We start from the raw sequence: 13,929 nt of genomic DNA, 5'->3' as shown, positions 1-13,929 counted from the left end.
GGGCAAAACTGTTTACTGAGCGCGCAGCGTGCGCACTCGGTCAGAACTTGTATTCGAGCATTCCACTCAAGGTGCGCCCGCGCGCCAGGCTCAAGTTATTGGCATCGCCCATGGCGACGAAATAGGCTTCGTCGGTGGCGTTTTCCAGGGCCAGTGCGATGTTCAGGTGGTCGGTCATCCAGTAACTGGCGTACAGGTCGTACACCGTGTACTTGGGCCACATCGCCTGGTCGATAAAGTCGTAGCCCTGGTTATTCAGGTTTTCACCATTGCCGGAGCTGTAACGCACCCGCACACCGGTATCCAGCCGCTTGTCCAGGAACCGCGCGCCCAGGGTCAGGGAGCCGCGGTCAGCCGGCATGTAGGTGGCGTTGCCCATGATGCGGCCGCAACTTTCCTTATCGTTCGCCGCAGCGTCATCGAGCCATTCATAAGTGCTGACAAGCCGCAGGCCGGTCGTGCCATTGGGGCGGGTATAGCGCTCATATTTGGAGCTGAGCGTGCGCCCGCGTTTCTTCGCGCCGCCCATGTAATAGTTCTTCGAGCAGAACTCGTTGCTGCCGATCATGTGGGTGTAACTCAAGTTGGCATAGGCACGGCCCATGTCGTAGTTGAGTTGGTATTCCATACCGCGAAAACGCGTGGGGTTCAGGTTGTTGGTGTACGCCATGATCCCGGTAAAGCCGCCCACGTTGGTTTCGGGCAACGTGACGCTGTGGTTCAGGAACGAGAAGTTCTCGATGCGGGTATCGAAGTAGGCAACTTTCACCCCGAGCCTGTCGTCATTGAAAAACAGCGACTCCTTGAACACATTCACGCCCATTTCCCAGTCCCGGGACTCCTCGGGTTTGAGGAAGGGGTTGGGAAACACGCGTTCGCCCGAAGCGCCGCCGTGGGGCCGGCCGGTCATGAAGGTTTCGGTGACGGCCGGCGGGCGCCAGCCTTTGCCCCAGCGTGCATAGAGTTGCAGCCAGTCGGGCCCGGGCTTTATGCCGATGCCAAACGTGGGAGAGAAGCGCCCCTCCTCCCGGTCCACATCAAACACCTCATCGACGCGGCGGGCGCCCTCCACACTGTTGGCAATGGCCGGGCGTTTATAGAGCGTCATCCCGGTTTCGCCTTCCAGGCGGTAACGGTCATAGCGCAGGCCAGCATCCAGCGTCAGCCAGCCGTCATATTCGTACTGCAGGTTGTTGAACAGGCTGCCAATGGTGCGCTTGCCGAGCGGGTTGGCACCTTCGACATAGGGCAATACCCCGTTGGCGCCATTGGTTGATTCGACCTTATTGCTGTGTGGCTTGAACCTGTCCTGGTAAACCTCCACGCCGTAGTTCCAGCTCAGGTGGCCGAATGCATCGAAGTCAAAGCGCGAGGTGTTGTCAGCCTGCAGGCCCCAGGTGTCGGTTTGAAAATGGTCGGTGTAGCCGGGGGTGTAATTGCCCGAACTCACTGACGCCGTGTTCGGCGCATTGTCGCGGTCTTCCTGAGTGGTGACGAAATACACCTTGGCCTTGAAATCGACCAGCGGGTTATCCGGCGTATAGCGGTAATCCAGCGCAACGTTTTTGGCGTTCAGGTTGTTTTTGCTGTTGCGCAGGTAGTAGTTACTTTGCAGGTCTTGGGTGATGTAACCCCAGGTATCGTTGCTGTCGGTGTCGCTTTCCAGGTAGCTCAGTTGCACGCGCTGGTCATTGGGCAGGTTGAGGCCGAACTTGAGGAGCTGTGAGCGTGTGACGCTGCCCGAATCGCCCACTTCACTGTTCAACCAATGGTCAAACGCGGCCGGCGCATATTTTCTGGCGCGCAGGTTGGTGCCCAGGTTCTGATCGTTGTGCGAACCGCCCCGGTAATCGCCGAAATGCCGCTCGCTGTACCCCAGCAACACATCGCCGCGCTCATCCCCAAAGGCAAACACTCCGCTGCCATTGAAGTAGGTGCCATTGCCCAGCTCGCCGATGCCACTGCCGGCACGAAAACGCCCGCCGATTTCTTTGCCATCCTTCAGGAACTCACTGGCCTCCAGCGTCTTGAACGAGGCAATCCCGCCCAATACCGCCGCCCCGCCCTGGCCTGACTGGCTGCCTTTGTCGATTTCAATACTGGAGATGAACTCCGGGTCGATCAACATCGTACCGTTGCGCTGCTGGTGGCCGTTGACGTTGAAGTTCTGGCGCATGCCGTCGATGTTCATGTTCACGCGGCCGTAGTCCTGCACACCCCGGATGTTCACTGACAGGCCAGGGTCGCGCTGGTTGACGGCGGTGTACACACCGGCGGTTTCTTCGAGCATGTCGGCGGCGTGACGCGGCGGGCGTTTGTCGATCATGTCACGGCTGATCACCGCCACGGACTTTGGGGTTTGGTACACCCAGTCACCGGCCTGGCCGTTGGTGTTGCCGGTAATGGTGGTGGTGCCGACGGTCATCGCGCTGTCGTGGTCGGCGGCGACGCGGTTGAGGGTCACCTGGCGTTCACCGGTAAAGCGGTACTCCACCGGCGCAGCGCCGAGCAAACGCCCCAGGCCCTCCTGCACGCTGAAGCTGCCCTTGAGCGCCGTGCTGCTCAAGCCTTGCAGGCGCTGGCTGTCGAACAGCACTTGCAGGCCGGCCTGGTCGGCGAAGGCCAATACGGCACTGCCGAGGGGTTGCACAGGAATGTCGAACGTCAGCGCCGCAGGCTGGGCAGCACCCGATTGCGGCTGCGCGGCATAGACAGGCGCCGCAACGGCGAACAAGCCCAGGTGAATGGCCAGGGCCAACCGGCTACCGGTGCTGCGCCCCTTGGTGAGTGCTGACATGTGAAGTTTCCCTGCGCTAAGCGTATTTTTGTTTATGCGAATGCTTCTCACCTAGCAAGACGTGCGAGGCGCGGGAAGTCAGTAAGGTTTTTTTGAAAGTTTTTCAGAGGAGGATTTTGCAGGCGGTGGGAGCAGCCCCCACCGGGCCATCAATAGATCAGGCTGAGGCCGGCCAGGTCCAAGCGTTGCACTTGAAGCTCGCGGGTCAATGTACTGAGGGCGGTGTCGAGCATGTCGAGGCGGAACACGCCGCTGACTTCTCGATCGCCCAACGCGGAATCGGCCAGCACCACACGGCCCGGGCGATAGCGGTTGAGCTGTTCGATGACGTTGGCCAACGGCAACCGGTCGAAGATCAACACGCCGCGTCGCCAACTGGTGGCGCGCTCCACATCGAATTGATCGAGCGGCACCACGCCACCGTCAGGGCTGTAACGCGCCGCCTGGCCTTCCTTGAGCACGCGCTCGCCGGGGCCTGTTTTCGGTGTAGCTTGCAGCGACACCTCCACGCTGTGCTGCAGCACGCCAACCCAGGCCTGCCGCTCATCCTCGCGCTCGACCACAAAGCGCGTGCCCAGCGCACGGGTTTGCCCGCCGGCACTTTGCACCACGAACGGCCGCGTTTCTTCACCCACCCTCGGTGCCACGTCAAAAATCGCCGAACCCTGGATCAGGCTGATGCGCCGCTGCACACCGTCGTAATCCAGGCGAATGGCGCTGGCGGAATCCAGCTCGACCGTGCTGCCGTCAGCCAAGTGTACCGTGCGCACCTCGCCTTTTTGCGTGACGTAATCGGCCTGCATCCGCAGCAGCGCATCCGGCCCGCGCAGCCAACCCACACCGGCCACCACCACGACCAACGCGGCCGCCACCGCGCGCCGCCAGGGCCTTCGCCGATGGGATCGGCGCATGGGCAGCGCCGCAGGCGCAGGCCGCTGGCGATGCACCGGCTCATCTTCGTGCAACTCGCCAAGGGCCGCCCACGTCTGCTCGGCAAAGCGCAATGCCGCTTCATGGCGGCTGTCGCAGGCGATCCAGTGTTGCAGTTCGGCCTGCTCCTGTTTGGTCAGGGCACCGGCGTGCAGGCGCACCGCCCACTCGGCAGCCGCCTCGGTAATGCTGTGCTGTTGCGGACCCTGGCTATTCACGTGTGAATCTCGAATTTTCGTTATGTAAACGCTGTGACGTCTGACCCAGAGTTTTTCGGTAATTCATTCGTCGGGTGGCGCCACTTCGCCTTCCTGCAAACGTTGCATCACATAGGCCAGGGCCTTGGCCAGATGCTTTTGCACGGAGCTGTCAGAGATGTCCAGGTGCCGGGCGACCTGGGCGTGGGTCATGCCTTCGATGCGGTTCAAGCGGAATATCTGCCGGGTACGTTCCGGCAACTCCGCCAGTGCCTGCTTCAATGCCTGTCGCTGTTGCTGCGCCATTGCCTGAGCCTCCAACCCGGCCACGTCATCTTCAATTTCGGCCAGCGCCTCATGGGGCACGGAGTCTGTCTTGCGCCGCGCTTCCTGGCGAATATGGTCGATCAGCAGATTGCTCGCCGTTCGATAGAGATAGCCCTGGGAGTTGTCGATGCGCTCGTCGGCCGGCTTTTGCGCCAGGCGCAGAAAACTCTCCTGCACCAGGTCTGCGGCCAACTGCGGGTCCCGTACCTTGCGCGCCAGATACCCGCGCAGGGTATCGGCATGCTTGAGAAACAGGCCTTTGAGATCCACGTCCGACAAACCGACTCCCTGGAATGTTGAGGAAACAGGCGGGCATCTTAAGCGTTGTCGAGAATGATTTTCAATTGATATCTAATCTGATTCCAATGCGAGGAACGGTTGATTAAAGGTTCGGTAATCGAACACATCCGCCACGATCAATTGACCGAATTAACCATCCGGTACATTTTATCTGCACAACGAATAATAACTGTGGAGATACCCCCCAATGCCGCCCATCGTGCTGGTGCTCAACGGCCCCAACCTCAACCTGCTCGGCACTCGCGAGCCCGCCACTTACGGCCATGAAACCCTGGCTGATGTGGCTGCCCTGTGTGGCCGCAGCGCGGAAAAACTCGGTTTGAAAATCGAATTCCGCCAGACCAACCACGAAGGCGAATTGCTCGACTGGATCCACGGCGCCCGCGCCCGCTGCGCGGGTATCGTGATCAACCCGGCGGCCTGGACCCACACCTCCGTGGCGATTCGCGACGCGCTGGTGGCCAGTGAAGTGCCGGTGATTGAGGTGCACTTATCCAACGTGCATGCGCGCGAGGCGTTTCGGCATCACTCATTTGTGTCGCCCATCGCCAAAGCGGTGCTCGCCGGCTTCGGCAGCCATGGCTACCACCTGGCACTCGAACATTTCAGCCACACGTTAAAAGGGTGAGCTCGATGAAACCGCGCATCCTCGCCGGCCTGATTGGCGCCGGTATCCAGGCCTCACGCACCCCCGCGCTGCATGAGCGCGAAGGCGATGCCCAGGGCCTGCGCTACCTGTATCGCCTGATTGACCTGGAGCCACTCAAGCTGAACATCAACGCCCTGCCCGGCCTGCTGGACGCCGCCGAATGGATGCACTTCACCGGGTTGAACATTACTTACCCGTGCAAGCAGGCCATCCTGCCATTGCTGGATGACTTGTCCGACGAGGCCCGGGGCATTGGCGCGGTGAACACCGTGGTGTTCAAGGACGGCAAACGCATCGGCCACAACACCGATTGCCTGGGCTTTGCCGAAGGGTTTCGCCGCAACCTGAACGATGTCGCCCGTCATCACGTAGTGCAAATGGGCGCTGGCGGTGCAGGCGCGGCAGTAGCGCACGCACTGTTGGCCGAGGGTGTGGAACACTTGAGTATTTTTGACGTGGACCCCAGCCGCGCCCGCGACCTTGTGGATAACCTCGTCCAGAGTTTTGGTGCCGGCCGCGCCCAGGTGGGCAGCCATCTGGAAAGCGCCATGGCCGAGGCCGATGGCCTGGTGAACACCACGCCCATGGGCATGGCCAAACTGCCGGGCACACCGGTGCCGGCGGCCCTGTTGCGGGCTGAATTGTGGGTGGCGGAGATTGTGTATTTCCCGCTGGAAACCGAGCTGTTACGCAGCGCCCGGGCATTGGGTTGTCGCACGCTGGATGGCGGCAACATGGCGGTGTTTCAGGCGGTGAAGGCGTTTGAGTTGTTCAGTGGCGAAACGCCGGATGCGGACAGGATGTTGCAGCACTTTCAAAGCATGAACACCTGACCGCCGAAACCGGATCAAACATTGTGGGAGCTGGCTTGCCTGCGATAGCGGTGGTTCAGTCAACGATGATGTGACTGACAGATCGCTATCGCAGGCAAGCCAGCTCCCACATTGATTGCATTACAGTCTGAAGATTCAGGCCTGCAGATACCGCATCACCGACTCACAAATCATCTCCCGATGCCTTTGCTTCACGGCCTCATCCGACAGCTCGATCTGAAAAATCTCACTGAACGTATGGCGGTTGGACACCCGGTAAAAGCTGAACGAGTTGATCAGCAAGTGCACGTCCAACGGCTCCAGCCCTTCGCGAAACACCCCCATTTCAGCCCCGCGCCGCAACGTGGCGCCCAGCGCTTCGAGGATGTTGCTGTTCATCGCCTTGATCGCATCCGAACGCTTCACGTATTCAGCATTGTGGATATTTTCGATGCTGACGATGCGCACGAAATCCACGTTCTGGTCATGGTGATCAAAGGTGAATTCCACCAGCCGGCGGATCGCCTCACGCGGCTCCAGCTCGGTGAGGTTCATGCGGGTTTCGGTGTTGCGGATGTTACCGTAGAGCTTTTCCAGCACCTCGACGTACAACTGCTCCTTGCTGCCGAAGTAGTAATAGATCATGCGTTTTGAGGTGTGGATGCGCTCGGCGATAGCGTCCACGCGAGCGCCGGAAAGGCCCTGCTGAACAAACTCGACGATGGCTTCCTGGAGAATGTTTTCGCGGGTCTTTTCCGGGTTGTTCTTACGACTCTTGCGAGGTGCCTCGGTGGTCATGGTGCGCTCACGGCCAGTGTTATGCAGGCGCTGATTATGGGCCGCGATGCGCGCCGAAGGAAGCACCCGGCCCGCCCTTATAAACGCGCCTGACGCACCGCGCCGCTGCGCGATTTGGCCATCGCCGCCAGGCGCACCGCCACGTTGGCCGCGCCGTAACCGGCGTAACCGTGCTTGCGCTGGATGATCTCGAAGAAAAACCGCCCCTCGAACGGCTCGGTGTACACATGAAACAACTCACCGCCCTGAGCGTCGCGGTCGTACAGCACGTTGTAGTACGCCAACTCGCTGAGAAATTCGTCGTCAAAATCAAAGCGCGCCGCGAGGTCGTCGTAATAGTTGAGCGGGATATCCAGCAACGGCACGCCTGCCTCCTTGGCCCGGCTGACTTCGGCGAAAATGTCCGCACAGTCGAAGGCAATGTGGTGCACGCCCGAGCCGCGATAGCTCGACAGTGCGTGGGAAATCGCCGTGTTGCGGTTCTCGGAAATATTCAGCGGCAGGCGAATCGTGCTGCAACGGCTGCGCAGCGCGCGGCTTTTCACCAGGCCGTAAGGGTCAGGCAGCACCACTTCGTCATCGGCTTCGAAATCCAGCAAGCTCTTGTAGAACAGCACCCAACTGTCGAGGCTGTCGGCCGGCAACGCCATGGCCATGTGGTCGATGCGCAGCAGGCCGCCACTGGATGACGCGGCAGGTTGCAGGTTGAAGTCGGTGTCGTACAGCGCGCCTTCGGACGGGTCCACCAGATAAATCAGGCTCCCATCCGGCGCGCGCACTGCCGCCAACTCCAGCTCATTGGGCCCCACCAGCCCGCGATACGGCTGGCCCTTATAAGCCACCGCACGCTCCAGGGCCTTGGCACTGTCCTTGACGCGAACCGCCGTGGCGCACAGCGACGGCCCATGGGCCTCGAAAAAGTTATGCGCAAAGGAATAGGGTTCGCAGTTGAGGATCAGGTTGATATCGCCCTGGCGCAACAGGCTCACGCTCTTGGAGCGATGCTGCCCGGCCTTGACGAAACCCAGGCGTTCCAGCCAATGGGTCAGCTTGGCGCCGAGGCTTTCATCCACAGCAAACTCAAGGAATTCAATGCCGTCGTATTCGCTGGCGGGCGGGGTATCAAACAGAATCTCGACGGGCTGCGCCGGCGCCTCCTGCTGCAAGCGCGCGCGGGTTTTCTCTTCCAGGTACAGCAGCGAGCGCAAGCCATCCGCCGCATTCGCCCGGGTCGGTGCGGCGCGAAAACCGTCGTTGAAAATTTCCAGGGACAGCGGCCCGGTGTAGCCACTTTTGATGATCGGCGCCAGGAACCCGGCCAGGTCAAACTCGCCCTGCCCCGGGAAGCAGCGGAAATGCCGGCTCCACTCCAGCACGTCCATGGCCAGGATTGGCGCGTCGGCCATTTGCACGAAGAAGATCTTGTCGCCGGGAATCTCGGCGATGGCACTCGGGTCGCCCTTGAGCGACAGGGTATGGAAGCTGTCGAGCAGCACGCCCAGGGCCGGGTGATCGACCTGACGCACCAGGTCCCACACTTGCTGCCAGGTGTTCACATGCTTGCCCCAGGCCAGCGCTTCGTAACCGATGCGCAAGCCACGACGGCCGGCGTGCTCGGCCAACAGGCTCAAGTCATCCAGCAAAATACGTTCATCGCCCACCGAGTCTGGCGAGGCATTGCTGCACACCAGCACCAGGTCGGTGCCCAGTTCCTGCATCAAATCGAACTTGCGCTCGGCACGCTCGAGGTTGCGTGCCAGGCGGTCGCGGCGGCAGCCTTCAAAGTCGCGAAACGGCTGGAACAGCGTGATGGCGATGCCCAGGTCGGCGCACATTTGCTTAACTTCGCGCGGGCTGCCGTCGTAATACAGCAGGTCGTTCTCGAAGATCTCGACCCCGTCAAAACCGGCAGCGGCGATGGCTTCGAGCTTTTCCGGCAGGGTGCCGCTCAAGGAAACGGTGGCGATGGAACGTTGCATGGGGCGACTCCCGGCAATTGTTATTTGTGGCAAATTATTCGCCCCCAGCCTACACGCAGCAATTGAAATGTACGAACCGGTTAGTTTTCGGTGCGATTATCGAACACTATGCCCCTTTGGCGAATTGACGATTTTTTAGTCGCTGCGCACCATCGATTCAGCAACAAGACCCAGAACACACCATAAAAATTTCAAAAAACGGGTACGACCTCATGCCTTCGCAAAACTCCGTCCTGGCCGCGCGCCCGGGCAACCCGCACGCCGGCATCGGCGACAAAGTCCGCGGCGCCCTGGCCGTGGGTAAAACCCGCTGGGGCATGCTGGCCCTGGTGTTCTTCGCCACCACCCTGAACTACATCGACCGTGCCGCCCTCGGCGTCATGCAGCCAATCCTCGCCAAGGAAATGAGCTGGACGGCGATGGACTACGCCAATATCAACTTCTGGTTTCAGGTGGGCTACGCGATTGGGTTTGTGCTGCAAGGCCGCCTGATCGATCGCATCGGCGTCAAGCGTGTGTTCTTCTGCGCCGTGTTGCTGTGGAGCCTGGCCACCGGTGCCCACGGCCTGGCCACCTCGGCCGTCGGCTTTATGGTGTGCCGTTTTATCCTCGGGCTGACCGAAGCCGCCAACTACCCGGCCTGCGTCAAGACCACACGATTGTGGTTCCCCGCCGGGGAACGCGCAGTGGCCACCGGTATCTTCAACGCAGGTACCAACGTCGGCGCGATGATGACGCCGATGCTGCTGCCGCTGATCCTCCACGTATGGGGCTGGCAGGCGGCGTTTCTGTGCATGTCGGCACTCGGCGGGATTTGGCTGGTGTGCTGGGGCCTGAAGTACTACAACCCCGAAGACCACCCGACCGTTAAACAATCCGAACTAGACTACGTGCAACAGGAAGTCGAACCGGAACAACCCCGCGTGCCGTTCAGCCGTATCCTGCGCATGCGCGGCACCTGGGCCTTCGCCCTCGCCTACTCGATGACCGCGCCGGTGTTTTGGTTTTATCTGTACTGGCTGCCGCCGTTTTTGAACCAGCAATACAACCTGGGCATCAACGTGACCCAAATGGGTATCCCGTTGATCATCATCTACCTGACCGCTGACTTTGGCAGCGTGGGCGGCGGGATTCTCTCGTCATTCCTGATCGGCCGCGGCATGAATCCGATCAAGGCGCGGCTGCTGTCGATGCTGCTGTTTGCCTGCTGCATCGTCGGCGTGATCATGGCCGCCGGTTCCAGCCAGCTGTGGGTCGCGGTGTTCGCCATCTCCCTGGCCATCGGCGCGCACCAGGCCTGGACCGCCAATATCTGGAGCCTGGTGATGGACTACACGCCCAAGCACATGATGAGCACGGTGTTTGGTTTTGGCGGGATGTGCGCAGCCATCGGCGGCATGTTCATGACCCAGATCGTGGGCCATATTCTTACCGTGACCAACAACAACTACACCGTGTTGTTCACCCTGATCCCGGCGATGTACTTCATTGCGCTGACGTGGATGTACTTCATGGCGCCGCGCAAGATTCCGACCGTAGACGTTTGATTCAACGTCGCCGCTGCTGCCAGGCAGCGGCCAGCCCGCTCATGCAGATCACCCCGATGCCGACCACCGTGGTCACGTCGGGGGTATGGTTGAACACCAGCCACCCCAACAACCCCGCAAACACGATCTGGCAATAGCCGAACGGCGCCAGCAAGGCCGGCGCCGCGAAGCGGAACGCCTGGGTCAACATCAAGTGCGCGGTCATCCCGCACGTGCCCAGCGCCAGCATCAATGCACCGTGCCACAGCGTCGGGATTTGCCAGAAGAACGGCACCAGCGCACTCATCACCAGGGTATTGCACAGGCCGGCGAAAAAGTTGCTGGTGGTCGGCGTGTCATATTGGCTGAGGATGCGCGTAAGCAATTGGTAAAAGCAGAAGAACAGCGCCGAGCACAGCGGCAGCAGCACCGCCGGCGTAAACAGCTCACCGCCGGGGTGGATGATGATCAGCACGCCGACAAACCCGCAGATGACCGCCAGCCATTGGCCACGCGTCACGTGCTCGCCGAGCAACGGCACTGAAAGCGCGGTCACCAGGATCGGCGCCAGGAAGTTCACCGCCGTGGCTTCCGCCAGCGGGATGTAGTGCAGCGCCGCCGTGAAAAACAAACTGGTGCCCAACAAGCACAATGCGCGCACCACCTGCATGCCCGGGCGTTTGCTGCGCAGCACGCGCAAGCCCGACTGGGGCAGGAAAATCCCGGCCATCAGCAAGGTGTGCACCAGGTACCGCGCCCACACCACCATCACGATCGGGTAGAACCCGGCCAGGTATTTGGACAAGGCGTCGTGACTGGAAAACAGGAACGTCGCCAGCACAATCAGCAGGATGCCTTTGAAAGGATGGTTGACGCCGGAAAGGGGGGTGCTGACAGTCATTGAATTCTCTTGCGTGGCGGGCTGAACGCTTGTGCACTCAACCCGGTAATCTAGCAGCCGGGCTTGCGTCTGCCCCAAGAGCATAACCAAACACCGTGCGAACAGCGCACTAAATCACGGGATACCAGTCCAACGCTGCATGTTTGCCCGCGCGTTGAACACTTTTTAACCAAGGCCGCCCGCTATGAAAAAAACCATCTTTGTTCTGTCTGCCCTTGCCCTGCTGACCGCCTGTAACAAGGAACCCAAGGAAGCCCCCAAACCGGCACCGGCGTCGGTGCAAGCCACCCTGGTACCGGCTACCCCGCCCACCGATAAATGGGTCGGCAAGTGGATCGGCGTGGAGGGCCTGAACCTGACCATCGCCAAAGACGACAGCATTGGCCGTGGCCACTACATTCTGACCATGCAATACGGCCTCGACGCCGACGACTCCGGCACTTTCAAGGGCGAAGCCAACGAAGACGGCATCGCCTTCACCCGCCCCGACGGCCCGCAGCAACTGAGCGCCGGTGACGGCGAAGCCACCGGTTTGAAATGGCTGGCGGATAAAAAGGATTGCCTGATCGTCGATACCGGCGAAGGTTACTGCCGCGACTGACCTGCCAACCTGACACAACTTTCATCTGGCGCCCCTGCCGGCACGGCCTGACAGCAGCGATACTAAGCCGCTCTCGTACCTGTCGGACAGCCGGGCTGGCGCCATGCCCATGCACCAACAACACTGTTCCCCAAGGTTTATCGAGAGGATTGCCCCATGCTATGGAAAAAAGGCCGACGCAGCGACAACGTGGTGGATGCCCGCGATGACAGTGGCGGTGGGGGCGGGGGGATGCGGTTTGGTGGCGGCAAGGGCCTGAGCCTGACAGCGATTGTGCTGATCGTGGGCATTGGCTGGCTGACCGGCCAGGACCCGCTGCAGATCCTCGGCCAGCTGACCGGCCAGATGGAGCAGGCGCCTCAAGTGAGCACGCAGCCGCGCCAGGCGCCGCCGGCCAATGACCAGCAGGCTGATTTTGTCCGCGCGATTCTGGGGGACACGGAAGATACCTGGGCTCAGGTGTTCCAGGAAAACGGGTTGGCCTACAAGAACCCGAAACTGATTCTGTTCCGTGGGCGGGTGAATTCCGCCTGCGGTGGCGCCACCTCGGCCAGCGGCCCGTTTTATTGCCCGGCTGACCAACAGGTATACCTGGACCTGGATTTCTTCCGGGAAATGTCACAACGCTTCCAGGCTGCCGGCGATTTCGCCCAGGCCTATGTGATCGCCCACGAAGTCGGGCATCACGTGCAAACACTGCTGGGCATCTCGGCCAAGATTCAGGCCGCGCGCCAGCAAGGTCGGCAGATGCAGGGCGATGGCGGCCTGTTGGTGCGCCAGGAACTGCAAGCCGACTGCTTCGCCGGGGTGTGGGCCAACCGGGCGCAAAAACGCCTGAACTGGCTGGAACCCGGCGATATTGAAGAAGCACTGAACGCGGCCAACGCCATCGGCGATGACCGTTTGCAGCAACAGGGTCAAGGGCGCGTCGTGCCGGACTCGTTTACCCACGGCACCTCGGCACAGCGGGTTCGCTGGTTCAAGACTGGCTTCGCCGGGGGCCAGATCACTCAATGCGACACCTTTACCGCCAAGAGTCTCTAAATGAATAAACGATTGGGTTTGCTGCTCGGCTTGATGATGACCTGCTCCACCACCACTTGGGCCGCCGAGAAAGAACACGGCGTCAAGGAAGTCAGCCCCGATCGTTTTCACCTGGACGCCGGTGACCTCAGCGTCGGCCTGAGCCAGGACTGGAGCAAACCACTGCCCCAGGTCACCCGCGCGCTGATCATCGTGCATGGCCGCCTGCGCAATGCGCAGACCTACCTGCAAAGCGGCGAATCGGCCGCCGAGCACGCAGGCCAGGCCGGCAATACGCTGGTGATTGCACCGCAGTTTCTCAACCAGTTCGACATCAAGCGCAACCATCTGGACAACGGCGTACTGCGCTGGAACAGCAATGACTGGATGGCCGGCGACGCCTCGACCGGCCCCGGCCAAGTCAGCTCCTACGGCGCCCTCGACCAGATCATCAAACACCTGGGCAACCGCAAGCTGTTCCCGGCCCTGAAAGAAATCGTGGTGGCCGGGCATTCCGGCGGCGGCCAGGTGGTGCAGCGTTTTGCCCTCACCGGCCACGATCACCCGATGCTGCAAACCGAAGGCATCAGCCTGCGCTACGTGGTCGCCAACCCATCGTCCTACGCCTACTTCACGCCACAACGCCCGGTGAAGTTTGACGTGGCCAGTTGCCCCGGCTTCAACGACTGGAAATACGGCATGCAGAACCTGCCCGACTACGCCAAAGGCCAGAGCGCGCAGCAGCTTGAGCAGGCGTATGTGTCACGCGACGTGACCTACCTGCTGGGCCAGCAGGACACCGACCCGAACCACCCGGCGCTGGATAAAAGCTGCGAAGCCGAAACCCAGGGGCCGTATCGCCTGATTCGTGGGCACAACTATTTTGACTACCTCAAGGCGCGCCACCCGCAGTTGGCTCACAAACTGGTGGAAGTGCCGGGGGTTGGGCATAACGGGGACGGGATGTTTACGTCGCCTGAGGGCGAGAAGGTATTGTTTGCGAAGTAGTCACTGAAAAACGCGGTTAGAAATGTGGGAGCGGGCTTGCTCGCGAATGCGGTGGATCAATCAGCTTATTTGCTGCTGACA

At 60.9% G+C, this 13,929-nt stretch carries 12 protein-coding genes; 6 read left to right on the top strand and 6 right to left on the bottom strand.

Annotated elements, in window-relative coordinates; genetic code table 11:
* Nucleotides 1–40 precede the first annotated feature (40 nt).
* The 3 genes from AB4P94_RS10460 to AB4P94_RS10450 all read right to left on the bottom strand — a co-directional run bounded on the left by AB4P94_RS10460 (nt 41) and on the right by AB4P94_RS10450 (nt 4,530).
* Nucleotides 41–2,797, bottom strand: a complete 2,757-nt coding sequence (locus AB4P94_RS10460) for a TonB-dependent hemoglobin/transferrin/lactoferrin family receptor (protein WP_395610455.1) — start codon at nt 2,795–2,797, stop codon at nt 41–43.
* A 149-nt stretch (nt 2,798–2,946) separates the two neighbouring features.
* Nucleotides 2,947–3,945: a FecR family protein gene (locus tag AB4P94_RS10455; RefSeq protein WP_395610454.1), complete on the bottom strand. Its 999-nt coding sequence runs from the start codon at nt 3,943–3,945 to the stop codon at nt 2,947–2,949.
* A 63-nt stretch (nt 3,946–4,008) separates the two neighbouring features.
* Entirely contained in the window at nt 4,009–4,530 is a 522-nt protein-coding gene (locus tag AB4P94_RS10450; protein ID WP_395610453.1) for an RNA polymerase sigma factor, read from the bottom strand.
* Nucleotides 4,531–4,738: 208 nt separating this feature from the next.
* Here AB4P94_RS10450 and aroQ point away from each other — a divergent pair, with 208 nt between their 5' ends.
* Nucleotides 4,739–5,179, top strand: coding sequence for a type II 3-dehydroquinate dehydratase (gene aroQ, locus AB4P94_RS10445; RefSeq protein WP_017253796.1), 441 nt, complete (start codon nt 4,739–4,741; stop codon nt 5,177–5,179).
* A gap of 5 nt (nt 5,180–5,184) precedes the next feature.
* Nucleotides 5,185–6,033, top strand: a complete 849-nt coding sequence (locus AB4P94_RS10440) for a shikimate dehydrogenase (protein ID WP_395610452.1) — start codon at nt 5,185–5,187, stop codon at nt 6,031–6,033.
* Nucleotides 6,034–6,168: 135 nt separating this feature from the next.
* Here AB4P94_RS10440 and AB4P94_RS10435 read toward each other — a convergent pair whose 3' ends face one another.
* Nucleotides 6,169–6,810: a TetR/AcrR family transcriptional regulator gene (locus AB4P94_RS10435; protein WP_395610451.1), complete on the bottom strand. Its 642-nt coding sequence runs from the start codon at nt 6,808–6,810 to the stop codon at nt 6,169–6,171.
* Between the two features lie 77 nt (nt 6,811–6,887).
* Entirely contained in the window at nt 6,888–8,789 is a 1,902-nt protein-coding gene (quiC, locus tag AB4P94_RS10430; RefSeq protein WP_395610450.1) for a 3-dehydroshikimate dehydratase QuiC, read from the bottom strand.
* Between the two features lie 212 nt (nt 8,790–9,001).
* Here quiC and AB4P94_RS10425 point away from each other — a divergent pair, with 212 nt between their 5' ends.
* Complete coding sequence (locus AB4P94_RS10425) at nt 9,002–10,336, top strand: MFS transporter (RefSeq protein WP_395610449.1); 1,335 nt, start codon at nt 9,002–9,004, stop codon at nt 10,334–10,336.
* 1 nt (nt 10,337) lies between these two features.
* Here the strand turns inward: AB4P94_RS10425 and AB4P94_RS10420 are convergent, their stop codons facing one another.
* Entirely contained in the window at nt 10,338–11,216 is an 879-nt protein-coding gene (locus AB4P94_RS10420) for a DMT family transporter (protein WP_395610448.1), read from the bottom strand.
* Between the two features lie 184 nt (nt 11,217–11,400).
* Here AB4P94_RS10420 and AB4P94_RS10415 point away from each other — a divergent pair, with 184 nt between their 5' ends.
* From AB4P94_RS10415 to AB4P94_RS10405, 3 genes are all read left to right on the top strand, one after another.
* Complete coding sequence (locus AB4P94_RS10415; RefSeq protein WP_395610447.1) at nt 11,401–11,817, top strand: membrane lipoprotein lipid attachment site-containing protein; 417 nt, start codon at nt 11,401–11,403, stop codon at nt 11,815–11,817.
* Between the two features lie 156 nt (nt 11,818–11,973).
* On the top strand, nt 11,974–12,861 hold the full coding sequence (locus AB4P94_RS10410) for a neutral zinc metallopeptidase (RefSeq protein ID WP_395610446.1): 888 nt from the start codon (nt 11,974–11,976) through the stop codon (nt 12,859–12,861).
* Entirely contained in the window at nt 12,862–13,848 is a 987-nt protein-coding gene (locus AB4P94_RS10405; protein WP_395610445.1) for an alpha/beta hydrolase, read from the top strand.
* Nucleotides 13,849–13,929 lie beyond the last annotated feature (81 nt).

The organism is Pseudomonas sp. B22129, from assembly GCF_044218875.1.
Classification (GTDB): domain Bacteria; phylum Pseudomonadota; class Gammaproteobacteria; order Pseudomonadales; family Pseudomonadaceae; genus Aquipseudomonas.
Note: the sequence above shows the minus strand (reverse complement) of the source record. Positions and strands in the feature narration are given on the sequence as shown.